The sequence below is a fragment of the Paenibacillus sp. FSL R7-277 genome (genome assembly GCF_000517965.1).
Classification (GTDB): domain Bacteria; phylum Bacillota; class Bacilli; order Paenibacillales; family Paenibacillaceae; genus Paenibacillus_AQ; species Paenibacillus_AQ silagei.
In genome coordinates this window covers 18,636-44,472 of the sequence record NZ_ASPX01000055.1, presented here as the reverse complement: position 1 = coordinate 44,472, position 25,837 = coordinate 18,636, and the positions used below count along the sequence as shown (strand labels likewise).

25 protein-coding genes are annotated in these 25,837 nt (G+C 46.5%); 11 read left to right on the top strand and 14 right to left on the bottom strand.

The annotated features are described in order from the left end of the window. Positions 1–3 precede the first annotated feature (3 nt). The 5 genes from C173_RS17145 (at position 4) to C173_RS17125 (ending at position 6,695) form a co-directional block, all read left to right on the top strand. Entirely contained in the window at positions 4–1,086 is a 1,083-nt protein-coding gene (locus C173_RS17145; RefSeq protein WP_235191924.1) for a hypothetical protein, read from the top strand. 578 nt (positions 1,087–1,664) lie between these two features. Next, complete coding sequence (locus C173_RS17140; RefSeq protein WP_051478121.1) at positions 1,665–2,843, top strand: SIR2 family protein; 1,179 nt, start codon at positions 1,665–1,667, stop codon at positions 2,841–2,843. After that, positions 2,827–4,656: an ATP-binding protein gene (locus C173_RS17135; RefSeq protein ID WP_051478120.1), complete on the top strand. Its 1,830-nt coding sequence runs from the start codon at positions 2,827–2,829 to the stop codon at positions 4,654–4,656. Before C173_RS17140 ends, C173_RS17135 begins: the two co-directional genes overlap by 17 nt. Continuing rightward, positions 4,622–5,497, top strand: coding sequence for a hypothetical protein (locus tag C173_RS17130; RefSeq protein ID WP_036726732.1), 876 nt, complete (start codon positions 4,622–4,624; stop codon positions 5,495–5,497). The genes C173_RS17135 and C173_RS17130 overlap by 35 nt, the downstream gene beginning before the upstream one ends. A 622-nt stretch (positions 5,498–6,119) precedes the next feature. Beyond that, positions 6,120–6,695, top strand: a complete 576-nt coding sequence (locus C173_RS17125) for a dihydrofolate reductase family protein (RefSeq protein ID WP_036726730.1) — start codon at positions 6,120–6,122, stop codon at positions 6,693–6,695. A 13-nt stretch (positions 6,696–6,708) separates the two neighbouring features. On the opposite strand, the gene C173_RS17120 is transcribed toward C173_RS17125, so the two are convergent. Then, the gene (locus tag C173_RS17120) at positions 6,709–7,599 is read right to left on the bottom strand and encodes a LysR family transcriptional regulator (protein WP_036726728.1); all 891 of its coding nucleotides are present in this window, start codon (positions 7,597–7,599) and stop codon (positions 6,709–6,711) included. 154 nt (positions 7,600–7,753) lie between these two features. Here C173_RS17120 and C173_RS17115 point away from each other — a divergent pair, with 154 nt between their 5' ends. Next, positions 7,754–8,773 (top strand): YeiH family protein, encoded by a 1,020-nt coding sequence (locus C173_RS17115; protein ID WP_235191923.1) that lies wholly within the window; start codon positions 7,754–7,756, stop codon positions 8,771–8,773. Positions 8,774–9,110: 337 nt separating this feature from the next. Here C173_RS17115 and C173_RS17110 read toward each other — a convergent pair whose 3' ends face one another. The 5 genes from C173_RS17110 to C173_RS17090 form a co-directional block, all read right to left on the bottom strand. Beyond that, complete coding sequence (locus C173_RS17110) at positions 9,111–9,614, bottom strand: hypothetical protein (RefSeq protein ID WP_051478119.1); 504 nt, start codon at positions 9,612–9,614, stop codon at positions 9,111–9,113. A 48-nt stretch (positions 9,615–9,662) separates the two neighbouring features. Then, on the bottom strand, positions 9,663–11,045 hold the full coding sequence (locus C173_RS17105) for an MFS transporter (RefSeq protein WP_036726723.1): 1,383 nt from the start codon (positions 11,043–11,045) through the stop codon (positions 9,663–9,665). 122 nt (positions 11,046–11,167) lie between these two features. After that, positions 11,168–11,593: a MarR family winged helix-turn-helix transcriptional regulator gene (locus tag C173_RS17100; RefSeq protein WP_036726721.1), complete on the bottom strand. Its 426-nt coding sequence runs from the start codon at positions 11,591–11,593 to the stop codon at positions 11,168–11,170. A 145-nt stretch (positions 11,594–11,738) separates the two neighbouring features. After that, a complete protein-coding gene (locus tag C173_RS17095) occupies positions 11,739–12,212 on the bottom strand; it encodes a C40 family peptidase (protein ID WP_036726718.1) in 474 nt (157 codons plus the stop codon). A 125-nt stretch (positions 12,213–12,337) separates the two neighbouring features. Continuing rightward, entirely contained in the window at positions 12,338–14,128 is a 1,791-nt protein-coding gene (locus C173_RS17090) for a glycoside hydrolase family 2 protein (protein ID WP_036726717.1), read from the bottom strand. 135 nt (positions 14,129–14,263) lie between these two features. On the opposite strand from C173_RS17090, the gene C173_RS17085 reads away from it, so the two are divergent. Next, entirely contained in the window at positions 14,264–15,043 is a 780-nt protein-coding gene (locus tag C173_RS17085) for a helix-turn-helix domain-containing protein (protein ID WP_036726716.1), read from the top strand. A gap of 24 nt (positions 15,044–15,067) precedes the next feature. On the opposite strand, the gene C173_RS17080 is transcribed toward C173_RS17085, so the two are convergent. Both C173_RS17080 and C173_RS17075 read right to left on the bottom strand, forming a co-directional pair. Continuing rightward, positions 15,068–15,625 carry a GNAT family N-acetyltransferase gene (locus C173_RS17080; RefSeq protein ID WP_036726715.1) on the bottom strand — a complete coding sequence of 186 codons (558 nt, stop codon included), beginning with the start codon at positions 15,623–15,625 and terminating at the stop codon, positions 15,068–15,070. Between the two features lie 286 nt (positions 15,626–15,911). Then, positions 15,912–16,103 carry a hypothetical protein gene (locus C173_RS17075; protein ID WP_036726714.1) on the bottom strand — a complete coding sequence of 64 codons (192 nt, stop codon included), beginning with the start codon at positions 16,101–16,103 and terminating at the stop codon, positions 15,912–15,914. A 154-nt stretch (positions 16,104–16,257) separates the two neighbouring features. Between C173_RS17075 and C173_RS17070 the strand changes: the two genes are divergently transcribed. Then, positions 16,258–16,860: a TetR/AcrR family transcriptional regulator gene (locus C173_RS17070; RefSeq protein WP_036726704.1), complete on the top strand. Its 603-nt coding sequence runs from the start codon at positions 16,258–16,260 to the stop codon at positions 16,858–16,860. On the opposite strand, the gene C173_RS17065 is transcribed toward C173_RS17070, so the two are convergent. After that, on the bottom strand, positions 16,857–17,810 hold the full coding sequence (locus C173_RS17065) for an NADP-dependent oxidoreductase (protein WP_081751208.1): 954 nt from the start codon (positions 17,808–17,810) through the stop codon (positions 16,857–16,859). The two genes, C173_RS17070 and C173_RS17065, sit on opposite strands and share 4 nt — an antisense overlap. Before the next feature lie 173 nt (positions 17,811–17,983). Between C173_RS17065 and C173_RS17060 the strand changes: the two genes are divergently transcribed. Beyond that, a complete protein-coding gene (locus C173_RS17060) occupies positions 17,984–18,346 on the top strand; it encodes a ribosomal protein L7/L12 (RefSeq protein WP_051478118.1) in 363 nt (120 codons plus the stop codon). A 97-nt stretch (positions 18,347–18,443) separates the two neighbouring features. Here C173_RS17060 and C173_RS17055 read toward each other — a convergent pair whose 3' ends face one another. From C173_RS17055 to C173_RS17035, 5 genes are all read right to left on the bottom strand, one after another. Continuing rightward, a complete protein-coding gene (locus C173_RS17055) occupies positions 18,444–19,082 on the bottom strand; it encodes an ABC-2 transporter permease (RefSeq protein ID WP_036726700.1) in 639 nt (212 codons plus the stop codon). Next, on the bottom strand, positions 19,075–19,944 hold the full coding sequence (locus C173_RS17050) for an ABC transporter ATP-binding protein (RefSeq protein ID WP_036726698.1): 870 nt from the start codon (positions 19,942–19,944) through the stop codon (positions 19,075–19,077). Before C173_RS17050 ends, C173_RS17055 begins: the two co-directional genes overlap by 8 nt. Beyond that, entirely contained in the window at positions 19,941–20,321 is a 381-nt protein-coding gene (locus C173_RS17045; protein ID WP_036726696.1) for a GntR family transcriptional regulator, read from the bottom strand. The genes C173_RS17050 and C173_RS17045 overlap by 4 nt, the downstream gene beginning before the upstream one ends. Before the next feature lie 99 nt (positions 20,322–20,420). Further along, a complete protein-coding gene (locus tag C173_RS17040; RefSeq protein WP_036726692.1) occupies positions 20,421–21,101 on the bottom strand; it encodes a succinylglutamate desuccinylase/aspartoacylase family protein in 681 nt (226 codons plus the stop codon). Between the two features lie 380 nt (positions 21,102–21,481). Beyond that, complete coding sequence (locus C173_RS17035; protein WP_036726690.1) at positions 21,482–24,028, bottom strand: diguanylate cyclase domain-containing protein; 2,547 nt, start codon at positions 24,026–24,028, stop codon at positions 21,482–21,484. 211 nt (positions 24,029–24,239) lie between these two features. Here C173_RS17035 and C173_RS35370 point away from each other — a divergent pair, with 211 nt between their 5' ends. Together C173_RS35370 and C173_RS17030 are read left to right on the top strand one after the other, a co-directional pair. Further along, positions 24,240–24,362 carry a hypothetical protein gene (locus C173_RS35370; RefSeq protein ID WP_268748454.1) on the top strand — a complete coding sequence of 41 codons (123 nt, stop codon included), beginning with the start codon at positions 24,240–24,242 and terminating at the stop codon, positions 24,360–24,362. Between the two features lie 307 nt (positions 24,363–24,669). Then, complete coding sequence (locus tag C173_RS17030; RefSeq protein ID WP_036726689.1) at positions 24,670–25,830, top strand: C45 family autoproteolytic acyltransferase/hydolase; 1,161 nt, start codon at positions 24,670–24,672, stop codon at positions 25,828–25,830. Positions 25,831–25,837 lie beyond the last annotated feature (7 nt).

The following is a 25,837-nucleotide window of genomic DNA, read 5'->3' as shown; positions in this document are numbered from 1 at the left end:
TCAGTGAGTTCATCAAAGGGAGTTGACCATGTGACACCTGCCCATCGGATTGTGCCTTATAATGACATATGGCTTGATTGTGTCAATAATAACTTGATGGCGATTCTGATTAGTCATCATTCATCGTTCGAGAAGCTGCCGCTGACCTTTAAAACACAGTACTGGAAAAAACTCATCAACCAGACCTTCCCCGAAGACAATTTTGAAAGCTTGCTTCAGCAAGGATTAATGCTGCCGAAGATTCAATATGATACTGAACAGCTCTATCATTATCTTCGCTTTGAGGATCAGCTTATTGAGCAATCGGATATCCCTTTCCTGGATGAGATGATTCAAGGCGCTTTAGACAAGCAGAAATATGTCTTTCTCGATGTGGACCGCTTTTTTTATTCTAGTGGAAGAGAAGCCGGAAAAATACATTTTATCCATCCGACCTTTATTCATGGAAAAAGTGCCAGTGGGGAGGCATACACCGTAATTGAAGATTGCTTATCTCCAGGGCGAATGCACGATTATCTAACTCCACTTGAAGTCATTATGGAATCTACCCAATATCTAATTACAAGCGGCAGAAAAGTTAGATTCATAATGGTGTCTGTTCATGAAGGATCGATAAGGAATTTTAACCATGATTTTTCAGTACAGGACTCGTTTATCTCAGAACTCAGAAGCAATCTATTGGATGATAAAGTCGTTTTTCTTGAGCAATATGGTCTTCATTATCAGTTGGGACTAAAAGCGTTGACCGATTATGTAGAAGAATTCGAAGAACTTGTAGGTAATTTAAACGAAACTAGCATATTTGCCTTGAGAAGCAGTTCTTTTGCACAGAATCATAAGAAGAATAACAGGCTTTTTAAGTTACTAGAAGATAAATCGGCCCATACAAATCTCTATAAGCAGTTAGCAGAACAAAGCATGGAGCTAAGTCGTTTATGGGAAATTTACAGAACGACAGTTATTAAAATGATGGCATCTAATAATCGTGTTTATAATCAAGCGTTCGTAAAACTCGAAGAGATTGTGAAGAAAGAATATCACATGGTCCAGACGATGAAGATGGCAACTGAGGTTAGTAACTCTTAGCGAAAAGGCCGCCAATTGGCGGCCTTTTTTATGTTGCTTTTTCGGTCAGGCATGATATTCCCGTACCTTTAGGCATATAAATTCACGAAAGCAGGGAACTACAAGAACCATGTGGAATAGATACACAACTTTACTGTAATAGGAGGTCGTGAAATGGAGTTACCGACACATTCATTGTATAGCTGAGCAAATAAATTAGAATTATTAAGCTCCACGGACTTAAAGATATACACTTCCTATTATACGGTCCTTAAACTTTTAGCAGAAGTCGTATATGAAAAACTCGTATATAAAATGAAAGTCCGTTTTGAGTAATTACCATAAAACGCTTTCATATTCACCTTGCCGCTTATTTGCAGCTGTGTTATGTCAAGAATTAGACTTATCACTTACACAATTTTACTATTATCGATAACTACAGGCACTGTTTCTATAGACACTGTAGGTTTGCTATAGCCACTTTTAACTATTTTCTATATTTGTATAATGGGTGTTTTTAAAATGAAAATAAAAGGAAATGGGGAGAGTTATGTCGAATTTTATACTTACTAGTATAAAAAACAAAAAGGTGAGATAAAATGACATTCTACTTCCCAGTGCCTCATTTATATCATTTAAGAAACAATAAGGATATTAATGACGAAATGGAATTTAAAGATCAAAAGAAAGATATTTCTAATATCTTGAAACAAATTTGCAGTAAATCAGAAAATTTAAACTTTTTGCTTGGTTCTGGTTGCTCATTACCGGCAATTCAATTGATGGGTAAAACCTTTATGGATTTAAAATCAAATGAACCCCAATTAACTGAAGTTTTGGGGAAGTACGATGGAGACAGTAAGGATATTGAGGGTTTTTTAAACCACTTAAATCACGGCTTGAATTTTTTGGAGCCAAATTCTGAATACTTTAATAGCATAGAAGACGCCTTCAAAAAAACAAAAAAATTTCTTTTGAAATCTATAATGCTTGATTATTATGTAAAACAACATGAACAATCAACACCCGGAGATTTGAATACTATTGTAACTTTAGACTTATATCTTAGATTTTATAGGAGCATCTTTAGCTTTCGAGAATTTAATAAGCAAGTATCTCCTGTTAACGTCTTTACAACTAATTACGATTTGTTCTCTGAAGTATCACTTGAAATGCTAGGAATACACTATACCAACGGATTTAAGGGGTATGTCTCTAGAACTTTCGATCCTTCTGTATTTCGCTTAAGACTCGTCGATGAAGAGAATAGATACAAAGAAAAATGGAGTGCTGTTAGACGATTTGTGAAATTATTTAAAATTCACGGTTCTATTGATTGGATTTTTGATGAGAAAGATCAAATAATAAAGCAAAGCAACAGTTTTAATAATGAATTCACCAATGATTCCCAACAAATTTTGATTTATCCAACGTTACATAAACACCTTGAATCTCAACAAAGTCCTTATTCTGAACTTTTCAGAGAGTTCACAAATCATATGCAAAGAAAAAACTCAACACTAATAGTAATTGGATATGGTTTTCCCGATGAGCATATCAATCAATTAATTTCGCAATCACTTCAACACGATGATTTCAACTTAATAGTATTTGGTAATAAAATCGAGCAAAACGCTAAGCTTTTCATTGAAAAACATAAAGAAAAAAGCAACTTTCATTTCATCGGAGGGAATTATGCGAATAAAGAAGATGGTCATTTTTTTAGTAACGTTATCCAACTGCTAGAGGATGGGATTAATAATGCAGACTCTGAATAGCATAGGAGTTATAAGTAAGGTATCAACGAATAAAATTGTTATAGAAATACCAGATACCAATAAAATTAATTATAATTTCCATGGGGATCTTTATATTTGCGAAGGGATAAATTCTTTCGTTACTATATATAAATCATTACATCAAAAATTCATTTATCAAATTATAAATTTAGCTGAATTGGAAAAGCCATTTGATAATGTAGAAGAAGAATCAAAATTTTATAATAAGGCATATTTCGAAGCAATACCTATAGGAGAGATAAAGGGAGATAACTTTAAATTTGGCTTATCAAAGTTTCCGATGATTGGAAATGATGTATATCTTACCGATTTTCTTGATATGGATTTAATTTTCAAAATTGAAGATAATATCCCTGCGTTGACCTTAGGCTTATTAGCGAGCCATGAATACTATTCTCCGAAATTCTCATTGGACAAATTACTTTCAAATCATATGTGTGTTTTAGGTAACACAGGATCAGGAAAATCAACAACTGTACGTAAACTTTTAAATGAAATAATCTTAACGGCAGAAGAATTCTCATTAGATATTAACTCTGCTAATTTTATTATATTTGATGTTCACGATGAGTATGATAATCTTCCGGATAAAGCATCAACTATTACCGATGTACTAAAAGACATCTCAATCCCTCTTGACACATTATCTCCAGATGATTGGATTAATTTAGTACAGCCAGCTAGTGCAGTGCAACTTCCTATTTTAATGAATGGGCTACGTTTAGCCAATCTAATTGAAAATAATGAAGCTTCTTTTTGCGATTGGGTTAAGGCATATTGCGCTTTAGAACTATATAATAATGTTCACACTGAAGTTGTAGGTAAAAGAACTAAAATAGTGTCTTTGCTTCAAAATATAACTGATCCAACAATAAAAAGTATTCTAACAAGATATAGTTCTCAATATGGTAATTTTCAAGGTTATGATGAACAAGTTTTCATTGATGCCATTAAAAGCTTTATACGCAATAAATCAACATATCATTATGAAGATTGTAGCGAATTAATTTTATCTCTTTTGGAAAGTTCTAATAGTAAAGTATCACAACTAAAAAATTTAGAGTTGGGAATAGAACTGACTTTTTTATTTGAAGAAAGTAAAGGAAATTCTCAAGTGCGTTCATACTGTTCAACTTTAATGACGCGTATCAGCAATTTAATTGCCTCATACTCTAAATCAATGTTTGATAATGACCAGCAAAAAATCAATAATTTCAATCAAGTTTGTAAATTCGATAAAGGTTTTACTCTATTTAAAGTCGCCAGTCTTGAGAATAAAGACTTGCTATTCTTTACTAGTTATGTATTAAAAATAATCTATAATAATCAAAAGGAACAACGTTCTCGAAATAATAAACAAGTTAATTCACTTTACCACTTTATTTTTGACGAAGCACATAAATATATAACCGAAAGTGATAATGATTTTTATAATTCTATAAAGATTTTTGAACAAATAGCAAAAGAAGGGCGGAAATTTGGAATTTTCATGTTTTTAGCAAGTCAGAGACCCGGCGAGTTATCCAAAACAGTGTTATCTCAATGTAATAATTTCATTCTTCACAGAATTAGAAGCAATGTTGACCTAGAACAAATGAGAAGGAGTATACCATATATTAGTGATTCACAGTTACAACGCATTTCTTACTTAATAACAGGTTCTGCATTACTGGTAGGTGAAGCATTTTCAGTGCCGATGGAAATAATAATTAAAGGAGAAGACTACGGTTATCCGTCGAGTACTTTACTCCCATCAAATGTTTGGGGAGCTTTTAGCAAAGAAACAGATTAAGTATCCTTTTTTAACTTTACGTAATAATACAAAGAAATCGTTTACTCAGGATAACAATAAGATACTTATAGATGATTTTTATTATTCTACTCAATTTAACAAAGATCTATATAATAATAATGTGAATACATTCCAAACTTGTAATCGTTATTTAAGAAAGAATCTACTCAGGAATCATTCTAATTGTATAAAACAATTTTGGCAGTTACTAAAAAGTGATGAGGAAGAGTTCCCTGATATTTGTCCATATGCTTACGCGTATATTAACTGGCGTAAAACACTTTTAAAGACTGAACATTTTTATAGTTCTGATACCCGAAGTAGTGTTGTGGCGCGAAGTGGAGGACGACACGGATATGAGCTGCTTACTAATGCAATAACTGATGACATTAAATTATTATTAGAAGAATATGTTCTTAGTAGTAAGGGTAAACAGGTTAATAAGGATACATTGGTGTGGATTCAAGAACAATGGTCATATCGTTTTAGTTTAGCATTTTTTTATGACTGTCTTAAATATGCCAACGATACTTTGCTGCATGGCAAGAAACATACAGATTGGGATAAGATCCTCATGAGCACAAAAGCCAATTTTAAAATTGCTTTCAAATACCAAGAGATTAAAGGAAAGCGCGCTAAAGGTATAAATTTTAAAATGTATTATGAGAATACAGCTAACACTAAAATACCTGAACATCAATGTCCAAATCATAGCTTAAGAAGAAAGAGAGCTATTCCAAAAATGAAATCATATTTACCGGCTCGAATATCCATGGATTACCCCCAAAATTATGAATTGATTAATTACGTGAGTTCCTATATTAAGAAACAGGATTATTAAAAACAACTCCTAAGGAGTTGTTTTTTTGTGGCCAAAAGGGGGCCTCGTCGGCAATGGGATCATGTTCTTGTCCTACAAGGGACTATGTTTTTGTCCACCGACAAATCAAGGCCAAAGAAGAGTTCAGAAGCAAAAATACACATAGATACATATGTACAAAATACGGGTTTTGTGAATAAGTACTTATTTAAAAGTGAACCGCGACTCAATCGTATAATTAAATCATGTACTAATCGTCCTCTGACAGGATTTTGACGGTTTACATGCTACGTTGTATTTATCGCTTCCATCCCAATAACGCATCAACTGTCTCATCTACCCGCGGACATAAATCCTTATCCAATAAACATAGATAACAATTGTATCATTAAGTATACTGACAAACATTCTTATAACACCACAATATCATATTCAGCTTACACCAGCTTATAAAATTGATTATTTCCATACCATATTATGTAATATTCCTGACCAAGTTCAGCCTAAATCCTTATCTTTAGCAATTTTCAAGATATGTTGTCTCTTCCATAATCAATCCTTAAATCTTAAATCTTTAATATTCAAAACATAATGAGTTATACTAAGCCTAATAACCAAATTGAATATCGGAGGATCAACGAATATGAGGAAACTCGTTCTATTCCTGCACGCTTCGCTTGACGGTTTTGTAGAAGGCCCGAACGGCCCAATGGATATTAGCTGGGTTGCCTATGATGCTGATCTGGAGAGCCACGCGAGGGAAATTCTGAGTACTGCGGACACGGTCATTTGGGGTCGTGGTACATATCAAATGATGCATAGTCATTGGCCCTCCGTCACAGCAGATCCCTCCGCTTCGCAGCACGAACGGGATCATGCGGAATGGATTGAGAGGACAGCCAAAGTGGTCTTTTCCACAACCCTGGAGAACGTTGAATGGAATAATTCCAGACTGGTCAAAGAGGACGTCGAGGAAGAGATCCAGCGTCTCAAAGAGCAGCCAGGCGAGGATATCGTCATTCTCGGCAGTCCCCGGTTCGCACACACTCTTATGCAGCTTGGCTTAATCGATGAATATAAAATTACGGTCTCCCCCGTCGTGATCGGCAGCGGCTTGCCGTTATTCCAAGGTGTCCAGGAGAAGATTAATCTGAAGCTTATTGAGAACAAAACATTTGATTCTGGAGCCATAGGCCTCGTATACCAGACCGTTAGATAACCTCGTCACTTATTCAGACCAATGTACTATCCAGCTTAACCAATCTCTCCACGAACACCTCGTTCGCCCGGCTGGGAACATGACCGGTCAGCCGCACAATCGAGAAGTCTCTTTCAAGGCTCAGGCTTTGCACAGGAATTTCTAAGAGCTTACCGGTCTCGATCTCCCTGCGGACCACCCACTTTGAGAGAATGGAAATCCCCAGTCCGGCAGCTACGGCCTCCTTCACGCCCTGACTACTGTTGATCTCATACGAGCGCTTCATTCTTAGACCAGCCTGTGCCAAAAAATGATTGCTGAACGAACGCGTCCCCGAACCGCTCTCACGCAGCACCCATATCTGATCCTGGAGTACGCCCACCTCCACCGCGCCCGTTCGCGAGAGCGGGTGATTCTCAGCAGCGACAATAATCAGTTCGTCTTTCATAAAATGAACAACCTGCAGATCCGCCGCCTCGATGCTTCCTTCGATCAGCCCCACTTCAATCTTATTCTCTCGCAAGGCAGTGACAATCTCCGTTGAATTCGCAATCGTCATTCCCATATCTACGTCAGGATATTGCTTGGCGAAGGATGAGAACAGCCGGGGCAACACATATTCGCCAATCGTAAAGCTTGCCCCGATGTGTAAGCTTCCGCTGACGGTATCATGCAGCCGGGCCAGATCGAGCTTCACCGACTCGTAGAGATTCAACATTTCCTTCGCCCGTCTATAGAACAACTCCCCCGCTTCCGTCAGCTTCACCCATTTGGGCGAACGGTTCATCAGCTTTACGCCAAGTTCCTTCTCCAGATTACGGATCTGCAGACTGACCCCAGGCTGTGACAGATGCAGAAGCTCTGCCGCCCTGGAGAAGTTCCGCTGCTCCACAACCGTTACATAGACCACCAAGGATTCAAGCATGGTTGATCGCGCACCCCCTTTAAGATAACTATTTATTATGATATACATTTAAAATCCGTATTTCCCTAAACAATCATAACTGAATATAGTGTTTAAAGGAACTAAATTCAACCTATTGGACGTGACTTCGATGAATCTACACTTAGCTGTGCGCATGGAAGTAAAGAAAAAACAGGGCTTTGCGCTCGGTATCGCCTTGCCTCTAATGCTGGCCCTTTTCGCCAAATACGTATCCGCCTTCCCCTTCCTGTGCATTATGGGGCAATTAGTCATAGCTATTCTGCTCGGAATGATCTGGAGAGCCACGCTAGGCGTTCCAAGTTATTTAACACCCGGAATCTCCTTTACCTCCAAAAAGCTTTTGCGGTATGGCATCATATTGCTCGGCATGCGGCTTAGCCTGAAGGATATCCTTCAGGCAGGCCCCGAGGTGCTGTTGATCGCCTTGGTTTGTATTGGGTTCACAATGTGTACCGTGCTTGGTCTGGCGAGACTGTTCAAGGTAGAATCCAGACTGGGACTGCTGACGGCCTGCGGCACAGCGATCTGCGGAGCGGCAGCAGTTGTAGCCATCGCTCCACAGCTCAAAGCCAGTGACGAGGAAACGGCGATCAGCGCGGCAACCGTTGCAATCTTGGGCACCATTTTCACACTGATGTACACCCTTCTCTACCCTTTTCTTAACCTGACTCCACTAGGCTACGGCATCTTCTCAGGTGCCACGCTACATGAAATCGCTCATGTCATTGCAGCAACCGGGCCGGCCGGCAAGCAGGCGGTTGATCTGGCCGTCATCGTCAAATTAACACGTGTCACAATGCTGGTTCCGATCGCTGTAATCATCGGAATCTGGGCCAACCGCAAGGAGCGGCAGGCGAACCCGGAGACCGGACCATCCAATTGGAGGTCTGTTCCAGTTCCATGGTTCATCCTGGGGTTCCTGCTAATGAGCACCGTCAATACTCTGCAGATCATCCCTGAAGCAATCACGGATAAGCTTATACTTGCTGCGTACTTCCTCATTGCAATGGCTATGGCGGGCCTCGGCCTGAACGTAGATTTAGCTGCTTTTAGACGCATGGGCCTCAAGGCCTTCGGAGCCGGCTTGATCGGATCGGTCCTGCTATCCGGGTTAGGTTTCCTGCTTGTGAAGGTTTTGAACTTATGTTATTAAAAGAGATGCTTACGAGGAATTCCTGCTGGATGAGATCGTTATAAAGCATCCGGAGGATTATTTGGTGCGGGTGATGGTGCATATCGAGGAGCCAGGGCACACTATGAGCTACACACCCTAACAAAAACGGCGACTCCCCCCGGTGGATTCCAGGGCAACGTCGCCGTCTGATTATAGGAGTAGAGATCAGGCTAATTCACGGTCATCTACATGCCCATGGGATCAGTCGCATTGGACTTAGGCGGGATGCAGTATGTTGGGTTAGTTCTGACAGGTTCATAGTTGTGTCCTTTCGGAAAACACACCCAGCCACCTCATGAAGGGTGGCCGGGCGGTTCTAGTTTAGTCCAAAATGCGTCTCAATCTTGGCCAGCATCTCTTCCTTGGTGGTCTGGGCATTTCTTATATAATGCTGCACATGATGCTGTCTTGCCCGCTGTAAAGACCTGTGGGTATTCTCAATAATCCCCTCCAGTGTCTCACGCTTGGCACGCTCCGGATCTGACAGGGTTGGGAAGAGATCCAGCATCCCCCGCAGATGATCCCGATTGAAATAATCCCGGCGGATCAGCTCATCCTCCGCATATACATAGACCATCCGCTCGTCACCCGCTATCGCCCGCAGAAACTCCGGGGCTATATCCGTGTCAACCACAATAGGTTTGCCTTTGCCCATTTGCAGCAGCGCCAGCAGGGTGAATTCTACGCTTTCTTCCGCCGCAGAGACTAGCCACTGGTAATGAAGGAGTCCACGCCACCGGAAGGAGTAAACTGCTCTCCATGGAATCCGTAGATGATCATTGAATCCGCTGCGATAGTGCGCCGTATTTCTTTCAGGCATTTTTTATAAGAAATACTTCTATCGATCTGGAGTTTGTTAATCTTTCTGTTAGAAAAAGCCCTTCGCCTGCTTAATACGGAAGGAAAGCATAAAACTCAAAAGAACGAAAAACAATTGAAGAGACAGAGCCAATATAATCCCAGTCAACAACCCCAAATCCAGTGATTGACTGACGGCGATAAGGCCTCCGCCGATTCCGATGCTTAGTCCCGGACTAAATGCGTCGGTAAACTGAAGGCTGGCGGCAATCTCTCCTTCTTCACCTGTCTTGGTATGCTGTAGGGCAATCGCTCCGGTCGTAGGATGTGCCAAACCGATGCCGAAGCCAGTGAAAAGCTGTGAAATCACTGCAAATGCGATCCCTCCTTCGGGAAGGCCAACAGCGAGAATGACCGCAGCCACTCCAATAATCATAAATCCAATACCAACGGTTACCCGCTTCTTCCGTCCCGTCCCATGATCCTTGGCATCTAACTTGGACTGGATCCAGGCTGCCGCTGACCAGCTTAATGCACCTGCGGCTACAATTAATCCCGCCATATCCGCAGGAAGCTTTTTCACATCTGTCAAAGCCAGGACAACATAGCTCTCGGTCGCATTATAACTGGCCACAAAGAATCCTCTGGAAGCAATCGTAGCCGGCAAACCTCTTCTGGCACTTAAGGTGCCCTCTGGCAGCAGCTTCCGCAAGGGCTGAATCATGATAAGTAAGCCTGCTGCCGACAGCACCATGCCTTTCCAATCGGTTATAAAGCCCAGCCCAGCCAGCAACATTCCCGCTCCAATAGTCAGTAGGACTGCCAAACCTTCTTTTCGGTTATTCTTGGACGAGGTATTCACTCTAACTGTAAATTTGCGGAAAGCGGGAAGCGTCAGCATGACAGCCAAACCAATGAAGGGAAGCACCAGCCAGAAAACAAGTCTCCAGGAGACATGCTCCGCTATAAGCCCGGCAATATAAGGGCCAATTAAGGCAGGTACAATATATGCGCCGGAAAACAAAGCAAGTATTCTCGTTCTCAGCTTATCGGGGTAACCTAAAGTGATGCTGTAATACACACATGTAATGATAGCACCTCCACCAAAACCTTGAAACACCCTCCCTATGATTAGGGTAATCATATTCACGGAAGTCGCCGCAATCACGATACCGATCACAAAAAACAGTATGGATAGGCCAAACGAGGCAAATAGGCCGTGTTTGTTAATCCGCGCTCCTATGATCATCGTTCCCAGGATTTGTGCCAACAGAAAAGAGCTAAATATCCAGCCGTATAAATGTAGCCCGTTCAATTTTTGTGCCAGGCTTGGAGCAATCGTAACCACGGCTAAACCTTCAAACGCAACGGTAGTTACAGCAAGAATAATCCCAATGGTCAATGCTCTGTACTTGGCGTCGAAGACCCCTGCTTCTTTTGCTGATAGTTCCATCTGACAATTCTCCTTTTAAGAATAAGTTTTGGAATTATAATAGTCACAGCTATAGTTGCCGCAGCAAGTATATAACCGAGAAAACTCTCTTCCCTTTGATTATAGAGAGTCTCCTCTTAAGACTATAGATCTTTTACGTTGTTGTAGATTACAGTAAGAACCCTGCGAAACGTCTCAACTTCCTCTTTGGATAACCCCTGGATCGTTTTGTTATATGCCTCATTGGAAGGGGTAAGGATTTCTTCTTTGATATCCCGTCCTTTAGGCGTTAAATATACACGCAAAGACCTTCGATCCGTCTCATGAACCACACGATAAATGAATTCCTTCTTCTCCAGCTTGAACAGCATTCGTGCAACATTAGTCTGGTCCTTGTGCAGTCTCTCGGCAAGTTCTTTTTGCGTAATCCCTTCCTTTTCCCATAGTACGATGAGGATTTCCCACTGATCTACTGTAATGTCAAACGGATTGACTACCTTTTGATAGTAATTATTCAATTTAAGTGCCGCGCGCTGCACATTCACACCAATATATTGTTCTAATTCCAAGGTTGACCTCCTTCATAGCAGTCATGACTATAGTTGCTACGACCATTATATTCTCACCTCATTCCCGTGTCAAATCATTTAAAGATCAGTACTTATATATAAATAGAGCCCCTAGAAGTTCTAGAGGCTCGTAGTATTACTATATTTAATTGCCAGTCATCTTCTGATAAGTGCTCTCAGAAATGGTTCTTCTGGCGGTAACATAACGTTCCTTGTAGTAACCTGATGACAGGCTGGTGATCGTAACGCCCTTATTGCTTGAGGAATGTGCAAAGTTGTTGTCGCCCACATAGATGCCTGCATGCGAGATGCCGTTGCCCCCGGTTTCGAAAAAGACAAGATCTCCCGGACGTAAATCGGACTTGGCTACATATTCGCCTGCACTTGCCTGCGACTTGGATGTTCTCGGAAGATCTAAGTTGAACTTGCCAAATATGTATATGATAAATCCGGAACAGTCAAACCCTTCAGATGCCTTGGTGCCCCCCCATTTATATGGAGTTCCCATCACATCATTAACCTCTTGATCAAGTCTGGAGCTGTCATCCGCAGATGCTCTTTCAGATCCAAACGATAGCAATAGCACAATACTCAGTAGCCATACGATTCCTTTCTTCAAAAAGAACTCAGTCTCCTTTCTTGCCGGCTAATGCTGCCTGACAAATATTAATTTTTTGTAACTATTATGAATGATAGTTTAATATTCTCCTTTCGTCAACCCCTTCTATGATTTTTTGAAAGAGTTTACATCCCCCGGCCCAGGTTAATCTCCCTAATCCGTACAAGCGGCACCTTTGGCTCGCGATCCGCAGTCATTAACCCGTTGACCTCATCCTGAACGTCGGTAACCTGGGTATAACAGTACCCGGAGATGAATGGAATGGCCTGAATCGCCCGGGTCAAGCTGCCGAACCGCTCCAGAAAAGCTTCCTCGCTATCCACCTGATGGCCATAGCCCCAGCCGTGTTCGCTTTTGAAGGCAATGCCTCCATACTCGCTGATGATGATAGGCTGCCCCTTATACTTGTAACCTTCTGCAAAAGCAAACTTCCACTCGTTATAGGTACCGCTGCTGCCCGTGATAGAATATTTATCTTTGTAAGTTTCATATAGCGCTTCGCCCCGCTCGACATAATCATGCAGGGTCAGAATGTCAGATACCGTATGCTCCCAGCCGTCATTCGTAATCACCGGACGGTAAGGATCGATAGATTTGGTCAAATAATAGATACCCTCCGTGAATGTCTGCTGCCGGACGTCATGAAGGATATTCTGCACTCCCCACGATTCGTTAAAAGGCACCCAGGTGATGATGCACGGATGATTATACTGCTGCCGCACGACCTCCAGCCATTCGTTGGTGAACCGCTCCAGCGCCTCGTCGTTATATTCATAAGCGGCAGCCATCTCCGACCAGACCAATACCCCTTTGACGTCACACCAGTACAGGAACCGGGCGTCCTCCACCTTCATATGCTTGCGCAGCCCATTGTAGCCCATCTCCAGAATCGCTTCAATATCTTGAATCAGCGCTTCTTCTGACGGCGGGGTCAGATGACTATCGGTCCAGTAGCCCTGGTCCAGGATCAGTCTTTGATACAGCGGGAGGTTGTTCAGCAGAATCTGGCCGCCCTTGATCGAGATATTGCGCATACCGAAATACGAGCCGACCCGGTCTATCTCCTGTTCACCCGCATACAGCACGAACTCGATGTCAAAAAGATTCGGGTTCCCCGGAGACCACAGGTTCTGCAGCCAAGGCCCGTTAATGCCGCCCATCATGCTGACCTCCACGGTCATCGAAGCTCTATCTACCGGCAGGCTAAGCTTATTCACTCTTTCCCCTTGAAACGTAATTTCCGTCTCCAGCCGGAGATCCTGTGCTTCATTCAAGCCTTGCAGGCTGTAGTCCAAGCGGAGCATTTGGCGGTTAATGTCGGGTGTCATTTTCACTGAATCCAGCCGGGTAGCGTGGACATGCTCCAGCCAGACGCTTTTCCAGATGCCGGTGGTCTGCACATAGAACGAATCGTGGTTCCGGCCCGCCCAGCGCTGCTTGCCCCGGGGCTGGAGACAGCTGTCGCTGTCGGTCACCATCAGCACAATCTCGTTCACGCCATCCTGCCTGAGCAGATCAGTAATATCGAAGGAGAACCGCGCATACGCCCCCTCATGCTCTCCGGCATAGCCGCCGTTTACCCAGCAGACCGCCTTATAGTCCACGCCTTCAAAATGCAGCACTGTCCGCTTCCCTTCTAACGCCGGGGACAGGACGAGTTGCTTGCGGTACCAGATCCGTGGGTGAAAGTTCTCCTCACCGATGCCGCTGGCCGCTGTCTCGTAGGTGAATGGAACGTTAATGGTATGTGTGGCCGGAAAATGATCCATCCAGCGCGCCGCAATGCCTGCGTGATCATCATCAAAGCTAAAGTCCCATTCTCCGTTCAGATCCAGCCACTGGCTGCGGACAAATTGGGGTCTCGGGTAGTTCGGGGTATAGAATTTCGTAGCTGCTTTCGTCGTTGTTCCAGTCATATTAGAATTAACCCTCTTTCTCATTACTGAAGTATTCTCCATATTCACTATCACAGAGTACTCCCTTGTCCCGGGAAAGAAAATGAATTATTCTATTGATTGACTGATCTATCCTCCAAAAAGGTGGAATTGTGTATGATCACCCTAAAGCGGTGCGGTTCGAATGTTATTCATCCAGAGGGCATGACGATTGACCGCCCGGAAGGCTCCGGCGATTACGTCTTTGTATTCTTTCGGAGCAAGATGGAGCTGAGGCTTCAGACGCGGAGCGTCTACGCTGAACCGAATACTTACATCATCTATAACAGAAACAGCCACTACTTCTACAGAGACGCAGAGCTGCCGCTGGTGCATGACTGGTTTCACTTCGAGCTGGAGGGGGCGAATGCTTGGTTTGAACGCTTGAAGCTGCCGCTGGACACCTTAATGAAGGCCCATGACCCGCTCTATATCACTAGAAAAGTGAATGAGCTTCACTGGGAGAATCTGCAGAACGGCAGCTTCCGCCAGGAGATTATCGACTCCATTATTCGTTGCCTGTTCATGAAGCTTAGCGATATGCGGCATCATGTGGAGTCTAGCCAGCCGGTCAGCAAATACTATGATTCATTCCTGAACCTGAGAAATGAAGTGCTCAGTTCCCCCTCCACCTGGTACTCTGTCGAACAGCTTGCGGAGCGGATGAACATGAGCCCTTCCTATTTTCAGCAGATCTACAAGCAGATCTTCGGCATTCCGGCCGTCAGTGACATCATCCTTAACCGCGTGGGCCATGCGTCCTATTTACTGAAGAGCACCACCTATACCATCTGCCAGATCTCTGCAAGTTGCGGTTATGAGAACGATGTCCATTTCATGCGGCAGTTCAAGAAGTTCACCGGCCAAACCCCGAGTGAATATCGAGGGAAGGGCTGATGGCGAAGGAAGAGAGGCTCGGGGTTATTGGCTTAGATGAGCGGGATTAATGATTCCGTAATACACCAAATCCTCGTAGGAATTATTCTTATGTATTTGATCTTTCAGTGTGCCTTCATTGGACATTCCGCATTTTTGCATAATTCTGCCTGAGGCCGGGTTGGAGGCGAAATGCCGTGCATAGACCTTGTGATACTTCTTCTCTGCAAAAGCAAATTCAATAACCGCCCGGGCTGCCTCCGTTCCGTAACCGTGCCCCCAATGGGCTTCGCCGATCCAATACCCGATTTCACCGTTATGATGGGACGGATGATTGGATAACCCGACCGCTCCATATAGCTGGCCGTCTGCCTTGTCAGTGATTGCGAAGTCATACATCTTGTCCAGGTGAAAATTCTGTTTATGATTCGCGATCCAGTCGACCGCACACTCCAGCGGGTACGGATACGGAAGGGTCAAAGTACTCTTGTAAATGTTGTAATTGTTACAATGATAGCTGACATCTTTTGCATCCGTTGGCTTGAATAAGCGCAGCCGTAACCGCTCTGTCTCAATCATCCGCTCGGCCCGGTGATATATCATTTAGACCCTCTCCCTATCATTTGGAGATGTTATATAAGACGCACTAAAGAAATTAACAAAAAAGCAAAAGAAGTGGCGGGGAAATTAGGAACTGTAAGAGCGTAGCGTACGCCTGAAAGCTTTCCGAAGGAAAGCTCGCATCGTAAGCATAGGCTGTATTTGGATTTCTACCGCGAGGAGCGGTTATATTCAGGAAATCCAAATTGGGCAGCGGCCGGAGGGCCAAACATTCTCTGGAGTCATGGCAGTCCCATAGCAGAAAAAAACATCAGTTCAAACTATTCGGTTAAAAAATCCACATGAATACAACAATAATCAATGCAATAACACCTACGGCAATTAACAGATCAGAGATCTGCCGCCATAATCCCTGAGGCCCTTCTTTATGAAGCTTTTGTTCATTAACGTCATGATTGGCTTTGTGCCCGCCGGGATCAGTCGAATTCGCATGAGGTCCCGGATTGAAGAAATCAGTCATTACAATCGCCTCCCTTTCCCACAATTATACACCATTTAATCTCATTTATGGTAAACAGAAAGACTTTGGCTTAGCTAACATTTGAATTTTGGCTTTAAATATCCTATTTTAAAAAGATAGAGTTTCAGCAGCTAACGGAAGAGGCGAACACAGTATGGGCGATATACATGAGAGGATGTCAGCGGGAACCCGGGCTTTGATCGAGGATAACTTCCTCCAGCTCATGGAGCAGGAAGGATTTCACAAGGTGAGCGTACGCCAGCTGGCGCTTAGAACACATATTAACAGGGGAACGTTCTATCTGCATTTTACAGATAAATACGATCTGCTGGAGCAGCTGCAGTGGGAAATACTGACAGGTCTGGAGCAGGTGATGGTTGTCAAAATCGTACGTGAAGAGATGTCCGGGCATTATCTGAAGGGCTTGCCCTATCCGCCCTTGGTGCATATCCTTGAGTATCTGCACCAGCACGGCGAGCGAATCCGCTTATTTCTCGGGGCTAAAGGGGATGCGGTATTTCCGGGGCAATTCAAGGAGGTTATCAAGCGCAGCTTCTACCGGAAACTGGAGATGAATGGCGTATTTGCCGAACACCCGGCGGTTCCTCCAGAGTATCTCGCTGCGCATTCCGCGTCTATTTTCCTCGGAATTACGGAAGAATGGCTGCACAGCGGGATGCCTTATACTCCGGAGGAGCTGGCGGTGATCTATAATGAGGTCTTATTCATGCAGTCGACTCTGATCGCTAAGGCCTAAATCGTAATCAGCACCTTACCACGGATCTTACCGGCCTCGCTCATGGCATGGGAGGCAGCCAACTCGGTCAGCGGCAGACGCTCAGTAATCCAGAGCTTCAGTTTGCCCGCATCCACCAGCTCTGCAACCCGCGTCAGCAGCGTACGATCCTCTTGTGCAAACAGCCGGTGTGCCTTAACGCCAAGCTGCGCTGCCAGCGCTTCGTCCGCAGGATTCACTGCCGAGATCAGCGCTCCTCCCTCTTTTAGCAGCGGCAGCCATGTGTTGAGTACCTCAGTGCTCTCAGGGGACAAATTGAGGATCAGATCCACTTTGTCCTTCAGCTTGTCCGTGACGCTCTCCTTGGTGTAATCAATGATCTCGTCAATCCCCAGCTCCTGAAGCATCGGCATGCTGGCCGCTGAGGAAGTCCCGATAACATACGCTCCATGCTGCTTGGCAAATTGCACTGCATAACTGCCTACCCCGCCAGCCGCTCCGGCAATCAGCACACGTCCACCCTGCGGCAGATTACCATGATCAAATAACCCCTGCCATGCGGTTAAGACTCCAATCGGCAGCGCGGCAGCATCGGATAGCTCCAGGGAGACTGGCGCTAGCGCAGCATACTGCGCTTTGGTGACCACATACTCTGCGGCAGCACCGTCCCGGGACATATCGAGTGCAGCATAGACTCTGTCCCCCGCCTGAAAGTCGGTAACCTCTGCTCCTGCTGCCTCCACCGTACCCGACACCTCAAAGTTAGGAATGTAAGGAAAATCATGCGGGAAAATAGCTTGTAGGTATCCCTTGCGGATTTTGACATCTGCCTGATTGAATGCGGTCCCTGCCACCTTAACCAGAATCTCGTCCGCTGCGGGAACGGGGATGGGCGCATCCTCATACCTTAACTCTTCTAGCCCTCCAAATTGATGTATCCGAATCGCCTTCATATGTGTAGCTTCGTTCACTGCGATCACTCCTCCAGATGAATTGGGAATCCGCGTACCGTTGAAGCAATAGGTGTACTGTTCCTGTAACTCATTGTAGGGTCCCGCCCAAGCGGATACAATCAACAATCAGGCCTGAAGTGTTCATTCTTTCTTCTTACGGGTAGTAGATAATTAGGGAAGGAGTTGTGCCTATGGAACATATGGATACGATCGATCTCATCGCCATTCTGGCTCTGGTGCTGGCGCTATTGCTTATGCTTAGCGTGTTCAGCCTGAAGCGGCGTGTGAACGAGCTGGAAGCCCGGCTCAATCAAAGAGATCCTTCCGGAGGAATGCCCGCTGACCCCTCCTTCAGCCGAACCAGCCATATTCCTGCGCCGATGTTCGTGCAGAACCCGGAGCTGGCACCGGACCTCGAGCGGAGAATCCGCCTGCTGATAGCCGAGGGCAAGAAGATCCAGGCAATCAAGGTCGTGCGCGAAGCGCGGAATCTGGGCCTCAAGGAAGCCAAGGACTTCGTAGAGAACCTGGAACGGAGCGGGAACTTCCGCTGAGTGAACCATGTCTGAATGATCAAGAATGACCTCAGACTGCCACTGGACGGTGGAAGCTGAGGTCATTTTTGTGATGCAGTCTATACCGGCAACGAGACTAAATATCCTTGTTCACATAAATCCGCGACGAAATCAGATAGGAGGCATAAATAATGATCAGGTATGCCAGCACGCCGATGACAACGAGCAGCATATTTTCTATTTTACCGTTCTGAACCCATTGAGCGAGAGCCGGAAATTCCTTGTTCAAGCTTGCAAAGGCTGTGAAATTCAGCATGATCACCATCATAAAGATGAAATTGACGATCTGCATCCCTTTTTGCCCCAGCCAGTAATACAGCGGCAGATAGAATGACGCAAGCAGCGGAATCAGAGCCGTAATCAGCCCCAGCTCTCTCCAGCGCAGCGGTTCATCCAGCTTGCCCATCGTGACCGCAACATAGTACATTACAATGGTACAGACGAGGCTAAACAGCGCGAGCGGCAAGAGCGTCAAATATTTCGCTTGAATCAGCCGTTGTCTCGGCACCGGCAATGTGGCTAGAAACTTCTGGTTGTTATGCTGCATATCAATCGTGCAGGCGTTAGTCAGCAGCAGTAATGCTGGTAACAAGGCGAATACCGTGTAGGCTTCTGAATTGTAATATAGCATAAGGACAAAATAGGGAATCAGCAGCAAAGCGAACTTCCGGGTAAGCATGAAGTCTTTACGGATCAGCGCAATGGAATTATGCATGGGCTTCGTCCCCTTTTACCGTATAATACATAATCTCTTCCAGCGAAGGCGTTTCGCAGATTGCGGTGTCCCTGAAGTAACGTTCACCCTCCGCGCGGTTGCTGATCAGGCCCTCGAATCCCAGCCCGTTCTCCCGCAACCCCACGAACCACTGGCGTACATCCCGGTCCAGCAGCTCTTTCCCGCCTTTGACCAGCAAATAGCGCTCGCTCAGACTCTCCTTCATCTCATTGAAGATGATCCGTCCCTCGTTAATAAATACAATATAGTCGGCAATCCGGTCCAGATCTGTGGTGTTATGAGTCGAGAACAGAATCGACTTCTTCTCATCCTGAATATGCTCACTGAGCAGCTCCAGCATCTCCCGGCGGAAGATCGGATCAAGCCCCGAAGTAGGCTCATCCATAATCAGCAGATCGGCACCATGGGACAGAGCGATGGCGAGCGAGAACTTGATCTTCATCCCCTTCGACAGATCCTTGATTCTCTTACCCGGCGACAGCTTGAACTGCTCCTGAAATCTCAGATATGTATCGTTGTCCCAGCCTGGATAGAACGGAGCAATAATATTCTTCATCTGCTTCACGGTCATATTCTCATAATAAAAGCTCTCATCCGAGACGTAGCCGATCCGCCCCCGAATCGCTGCCTGCTCCTGATGGTTGTTCTGGCCGAAGACCCGGATGTCCCCTTGGTCCTGCGAGATTAAGCCCATTATCATCTTGATCATTGAGGTCTTACCTGCGCCATTCGGGCCGATCAGCCCGGTAATGTAACCCTCCTTAATCGATAACGAAATATCCTTCAGCTCAAAACGGTCGTAGCTCTTCGTTACATGGTCTAGCTCAATTACAGTTCTCATTCCGGTTCCTCCTCATAGAGCAGCTTAAGCATCTCCGCGAGTTCAGCGTATTCCATGCCCAGCTGTCTGCTCTCGTCAATAATCTCCTTCAGCTTGCCCTCTACCATCCGCAGCCGCTGTTCCCGGATATATTCCTGATCGGCCCCGGAGACAAAAGATCCCTTGCCGACAATGGAGTTGATCAGCCCCTCCCGCTCCAGCTCCTCATAAGCCCGCTTTGTGGTAATGACGCTAATCTGCAGCTCCTTCGCCAGTAAGCGGATCGATGGCAGCGGCGTACCCGAGAGTAGCTCGCCTTGGAGAATCATCTGGCGAATCTGCCCCACAATCTGGGCGTAGATCGGTTCGCCAGATGTACTTGATATCACGATATTCATGCAGCAGCATCAGCTTCCTTTGTGTTTGTTGTAACTAGTGTATATATGTAATATATACACTATATTCAGTTGTGTCAATCCCTTGAGTCATCCCCTTAATTAGCCGATCATCCCCTGAGACCGCAGAAAGTGGTAGACGATCTCACTCTGCAGCCTTACTCTTAAGGCATAGTCCAGGCTCCAGCAGGTCTCTACGGTCACCGCCCGGGCACCGAGCAGGCGCTGAAAGGCCATCCGGGAAGTTCCTGCACGCTCCCTATGCCGTATGTTGAAGCGGTAAGCTCTATTCGTGATCGTCTGATTCATCCGCTTCACAATTTGCTTCGCCAGTCCATGCGCCCGGCTGACCGGGCTGATGATCAGGGTCTGGCCGACCCGCTTCGGATTCAGCTCGGACAGCCCGTTTGCCTCATGCAGATCCAGCACCCACGAAGGGCGGTAGCGCAAGGCAAGCTGCCATACAGCTGCCGACAACGGATGACGGGCCGGGACGCCTTGTCCGCGCGGGAAGGTACGGTTCAGGTCAGGATTCCCGCGAATCCCCTTGCGCCGTGCGATTTGGTTCACCAGCGGGACGATAATCAGCTTCCCTGAGCGCAGCATCAGATCTCCCCGGCTGAGCCGGCTGGCGATGCCTTGCGCTGCACGGCTGCTCGCCGGCTCATTGCCGTGAACACCGGAGATGATCATGAATACAGGTCCGGGGACGCCGCTGCTAATGACATAATAAGGTGTGGCATAGGGCGTTCCTGCCGCCAGTGTATGCTTCTCTACAGACAATGCGGTTCACCTCGCTCTGGATAATGCGGATCATGTGGATGATGGTATACAAGATTCTGGACAGCACCAACGGTTACTCTGTAATGTATGCGGATTACCTGCGGGGGATTGGACGAATAGGACAGCAAAATAACCCCACAAAGTGGAGCTTTAGCGTAGGTGATGACTCAAAAACTTTGCGGGGACCCCAAAACATATAAACTCTATCTAAAAAAGCCTGACAAGTCCAATATGGACTCATCCGGCTTCTTCTCTGGATGCACGATAGTACTAGCGGGTGTCAAGTAGAAACGGCTTCGTAGTCCTTTTAAAGGACGGTACCGTTTCAGCGAGAAATAGAAGGATAGTTTATAGTGTGAAGCATATAAATTCTTATATTTTTAATAAAACACGACCTGGTTCTTCCCGGCAGACTTCGCCTCATAAAGAGCCTTCTCCGCCTTGGCAATGAAGTCAGACGGGCGGTCAGAGGGAACCGGTACCTTCAACAGGCCGCCTATACTTACAGTGACCACCCCTTCCTCTTCAAAGCGGTCGCGGGGAATCTGCAGATCAGAGACACCTTGACGGACGGACTCGGCTAATTGCTCCGCCTGGGAGGCGGACGCACCCGCCATCGTGAGGATGAAGTTCGCCCCGCTGAAGCGGGCCACGAAGGTGCCGTGCGTGATGCTGATGATATTCAGTACATCGGCTACCGACTGGATGCAAAGATCGCCGCCCTTCAGCCCGTGTACCGCATTATAGGAATGGAAATCATCGATATCAATCGACAGCAGCAGCAAGGGTTCCCGGGTATTCAGCGTATCCTCCCAGCGCTGATCCAGCTCATGCACAAGGGCATGGCGGTTCGGCAGATCGGTTAGTGAATCGGTCGTCAGATAGCTTTGCATCTGATTGGCCGCATCGATATAGGCTTCACCCTTCGCCTCTGTACCGGTTCCAGTGTTAAGCACCGCCATAATGGATGGTCTGCCGCCATGAATGACCGAAGCCAGACTCAGGCTTACGTCCAGCGGTTGCCCGTCGCTGCTCAGGAACTGTCCCTGATCAGATACGAACTGGGTCACATTCTGGCTCAGGTCTGTGAAGTGCTGCTCCAGGGCTGGCCGGTAAGACTCCTGCACATAGTTCAGGAACGGCTGCCCGATCAGGGATTTTCCTTTCTCTTCACCTATCAGCTCCACTGCACGGTTATTGCAGTAGGCGATCACATCATCGGTAATCATGAAAAAGGCTACCGGAGACAGATCCATCAGCTGCAGATACCGCTGTTCGTTGTGGCGCAGACTGCGGGCATTCTGCAGGGCCTGTTCTTCCGCCTGACGCAGCTGGTTCTCGGTCTGTCCGCGCAGAATAGATTTGAGCTGAGGCAGAATGTTAAGATGCTGCTCTCTCCACGGAAGTGAGGTGGACTGAACCACCTGCCGCCATTTCTCAAAGGACTTGCGGGGAGACAGGCGCTGTCCGTCATTCTCCTGAATGACGGCCTTAGCCGGATCTCCGGCCCAGTCCACAATCTCGACCACCTCAGGCCTGAACCAGATCATGTAATTCTGGTGTCCTGGAGTCAGGGCGAGATAGATGACACCGGAGGCTTTATTCTTGTAAGCTTTGGCTGATTCATATTCCAGACTGAGCCTGGAGGTGCAGTAGGTGTAATCCTTCGACTTCCCTGCCAGCCAGCCGGCAAGCTCCCGCACCTGCTCCTGGGAGGGTGCTACTCCGAACAGCATCAGCTTGTCCTGATAACACACGGCTGCGCCGGAGGCCTCCATCATCCCCAGTAGCGTCTGCTCTTCATCGCCGAGCTGTTCAATCACCCGGGAAGAGCTGACGTTACCTGTGAAAATATCGACAATCCTCATCGCCTTGGTCCGCAGCTCCAGCTCCGTCTGATAATTGTCGAGCTGCTGACGCTGGTACAGCTCACTCGAGAAGAAGGCACCCAGGAAATTACACAGATTACGGATACGGTGCGGGACATACTTGGGAGAATAGTGATGACAGGTGATCAGTCCCCAGAGCTTGTTATTATTGATCAGCGAGATGGTGGTCGTTGCGCCTACCCCCATATTCTGCAAATACTCAATATGGAGCGGAGACACACTACGGAGGATGGACAAGCTGAGGTTCAAGGGCTTACCGGTAAGCGGCTGCAGCACCGGGGTGATCGGAACCGGAAGATAGTTCACATCAACGATTGTCCGCAGCCAGTTGCGCAGATACAGCTCACGTGCCTGCTTCGGAATGTCAGACGCAGGATAATGATGGCCAAGGAACGGTTCCAGTCCTTCTTCCTTGGCTTCCGCAATCACCTTGCCGTTCCACTGTTCATCGAATTCGTAGATCATGACCCGGTCATAACCAAGCATCTCCTTCACCTGCTCGGCGGCGGCCTGGCTGGCTTCGAGACGGTTCGCCGTATGCTTCAGCCGTCCGAAGAACGTGCGGATCCAGTCGAAGTCATTGGAGCTGTCGCTCTGATCGATGGAGGCAGGCTCCAGTTCAACGATCATCAGACCTTCACTTTCGTGAATGATGCAGAAGAAGTCCTCCGGCTGATCTGCCACTTTAATCGTTATAACTATATATTGTAAATCTGCTGTTTCTTTCGCATTCACACTGCGTTCAAGCATCATCTTCAGCTGCTCCGGGCCTACCAAGTCAGCCATAGGCGTTCCTAACAGTGCTTCGGCAGCTGTTCCCAGTAACTTACCCGTATTCAGACTGGCTTGGACAATCCTAGGAGCTGTGTCCTGAGTTACGGCCAGCAATACACCATGCGGCTGAATAAGTCCGGGAATATGGATGGGCTCCTTCTCGCAGTTATTAAGATCCACGGGTTCCTTGGGGTCCAGCCCGGCTTCATTCAACAGGGTCCGATTCAGCGGCTGATTCTCATGTTCTGTATTAAAATCTGACATAGGTGCAATGCCTCCATTGAAGTAAATGATTTCTAAGCTGTTTTGGCGTAGGTTCATTCTAACTTAATTTGGGCAACAATAACAAACATAAGTCTGGTCTGCACAGCCTGTTTTGGCTTGTATTACAGTCTTGGAATAATTATGTATAATATGGATGGATAGAGCATAACCTGTGACGGCTAATCCATTCCTATACTCCGAGGTGACCGTAATGCGGCGAACCAAACGTTCAGGTAGAGAGATTGTTTCTTTTCTGCTAAGCGCCTTCTCCATACTGATCATTGCCTTCTTCCTCATCCGCTATGTGCTTCAGACCGTTTCATTCGCACCTTAACAGCCTGCCCACGCAAAAAGGAGCATTTGGGGGAAATGCTCCTCTTCGGCTTGCATATACCAAGTATTAGGTTGCACTTCCGGAAGAATTGTAATCCGAAAGTCTTACCAATAATTTACCTTAAAAACCTCAATAATACAAGTATTTCCTTCTATTCCAGTGAAAATGTGACTAATTCATAACAGCGCTTCGCCGCTTGGCTGCGCATCCGGGGATTTGGGGCGCAGCAGGCTTTGCCGCCTGATCTATACGCCCGTTATAATGAACCTACTCTGCGCAGAGAATAACCGAGAGAAGGAACATTCACATGGATGCTAATCCCCTGTTACAGCGCAAGACCGCACAATTTACACATCTCGTTACCGAAGGCACTCATTATGAGGTCGGACGCGCCTTGGGCGCCCATCATAAGAATAGCTCCACCATGCTATCCTTCTTGTCCTCCCCCTTCATGGGAGCCTCCCCGCTGACTCCCTATGCTGCAGACAAAGCCATGGAGAGCTTCGAGCGCTACTGCCCCGGCTTGAATGAAGAAATTCAAGGCTTCGCCGATGAGACCGGCGTAGAGGCCGCCCATGTCGTATTCTATTATTCCTATTTTCAGGCACCGGGCCACTGCACACAGGCAGCCTACCGAACTGGAGCAAGTGGGGAACAGAGCGGACATATCTGTCATATGCGTAATTATGATTTTGGCTGGGAGGATGAGCCGTATAATCAGCTGCTGCTCAGCACAACCCGGGTGAAGGGCAAACCGGCGCATACCGGCTTTGCGCTGCAGCTGTTCGGGCGTTATGACGGGATGAATGAAGCAGGACTTACCGTAACCACCACCTCGGGGAGAGTCCGGCCGGAGATGACCGGGGAGGGCTTTATTTTTCCAGGCGTAGTCCGGGCCTTGCTGGATCAATGTACTACCGCGGAAGGGGCGGTCCAGCTCATGCGCAGCATGCCGGTGGCCGACTACAGAAACTTCCTGATCTCTGACGCCCAGGGGAACATCGCCCTTGTGGAGACGGCTGGTACCGAGAAAGAGATCCAGTACCATCCTGCTACTGCTGCCAGCTTAAGCGTAAGCCAGCTTGTGCTCTCGGCGAACCATTACACCCTGCCCTCCATGCAGCTACACAATCAGCAAGTCATGGAGAACTCATGGACAAGATATGACGCGCTGCGTGCAGCACTTATGGACGATAACACCTCTATCAATCCTGTAGAAGCCATGAAAGCTGCCGCAGGACGCGAATATCCCGAAGGGATCTGCTGTCACCATTACAGCGAAGGCTTAGGCACCTTATGGTCCATGGTCTGTGACAACACAGCCCGCGAGCTGCATATCTGTTTCGGTTCCCCGCAGTTAAACGGCTGGAGAACATTCGGGTTCCTTGACCCGGCGGGAATGCGTGTATACGAGGCAGTGCTGCCGGGCAAGCCGTCCGCTGAGGGATTCTGGACCCGGCCCAGGTAAGCTCACC

What these genes read in the sequence shown, in the direction of transcription:
- C173_RS17140 (WP_051478121.1), top strand. Translation starts at nt 1,665, where the DNA reads ATGACATTCTACTTCCCAGTGCCTCATTTATATCATTTAAGAAACAAT.
- C173_RS17135 (WP_051478120.1), top strand. Translation starts at nt 2,827, where the DNA reads ATGCAGACTCTGAATAGCATAGGAGTTATAAGTAAGGTATCAACGAAT.
- C173_RS17130 (WP_036726732.1), top strand. Translation starts at nt 4,622, where the DNA reads ATGTTTGGGGAGCTTTTAGCAAAGAAACAGATTAAGTATCCTTTTTTA.
- C173_RS17125 (WP_036726730.1), top strand. Translation starts at nt 6,120, where the DNA reads ATGAGGAAACTCGTTCTATTCCTGCACGCTTCGCTTGACGGTTTTGTA.
- C173_RS17120 (WP_036726728.1), bottom strand. Translation starts at nt 7,599, where the DNA reads ATGCTTGAATCCTTGGTGGTCTATGTAACGGTTGTGGAGCAGCGGAAC.
- C173_RS17115 (WP_235191923.1), top strand. Translation starts at nt 7,754, where the DNA reads ATGGAAGTAAAGAAAAAACAGGGCTTTGCGCTCGGTATCGCCTTGCCT.
- C173_RS17110 (WP_051478119.1), bottom strand. Translation starts at nt 9,614, where the DNA reads ATGCCTGAAAGAAATACGGCGCACTATCGCAGCGGATTCAATGATCAT.
- C173_RS17105 (WP_036726723.1), bottom strand. Translation starts at nt 11,045, where the DNA reads ATGGAACTATCAGCAAAAGAAGCAGGGGTCTTCGACGCCAAGTACAGA.
- C173_RS17090 (WP_036726717.1), bottom strand. Translation starts at nt 14,128, where the DNA reads ATGACTGGAACAACGACGAAAGCAGCTACGAAATTCTATACCCCGAAC.
- C173_RS17085 (WP_036726716.1), top strand. Translation starts at nt 14,264, where the DNA reads ATGATCACCCTAAAGCGGTGCGGTTCGAATGTTATTCATCCAGAGGGC.
- C173_RS17080 (WP_036726715.1), bottom strand. Translation starts at nt 15,625, where the DNA reads ATGATATATCACCGGGCCGAGCGGATGATTGAGACAGAGCGGTTACGG.
- C173_RS17075 (WP_036726714.1), bottom strand. Translation starts at nt 16,103, where the DNA reads ATGACTGATTTCTTCAATCCGGGACCTCATGCGAATTCGACTGATCCC.
- C173_RS17070 (WP_036726704.1), top strand. Translation starts at nt 16,258, where the DNA reads ATGGGCGATATACATGAGAGGATGTCAGCGGGAACCCGGGCTTTGATC.
- C173_RS17060 (WP_051478118.1), top strand. Translation starts at nt 17,984, where the DNA reads ATGGAACATATGGATACGATCGATCTCATCGCCATTCTGGCTCTGGTG.
- C173_RS17055 (WP_036726700.1), bottom strand. Translation starts at nt 19,082, where the DNA reads ATGCATAATTCCATTGCGCTGATCCGTAAAGACTTCATGCTTACCCGG.
- C173_RS17050 (WP_036726698.1), bottom strand. Translation starts at nt 19,944, where the DNA reads ATGAGAACTGTAATTGAGCTAGACCATGTAACGAAGAGCTACGACCGT.
- C173_RS17045 (WP_036726696.1), bottom strand. Translation starts at nt 20,321, where the DNA reads ATGAATATCGTGATATCAAGTACATCTGGCGAACCGATCTACGCCCAG.
- C173_RS17035 (WP_036726690.1), bottom strand. Translation starts at nt 24,028, where the DNA reads ATGTCAGATTTTAATACAGAACATGAGAATCAGCCGCTGAATCGGACC.
- C173_RS35370 (WP_268748454.1), top strand. Translation starts at nt 24,240, where the DNA reads ATGCGGCGAACCAAACGTTCAGGTAGAGAGATTGTTTCTTTTCTGCTA.
- C173_RS17030 (WP_036726689.1), top strand. Translation starts at nt 24,670, where the DNA reads ATGGATGCTAATCCCCTGTTACAGCGCAAGACCGCACAATTTACACAT.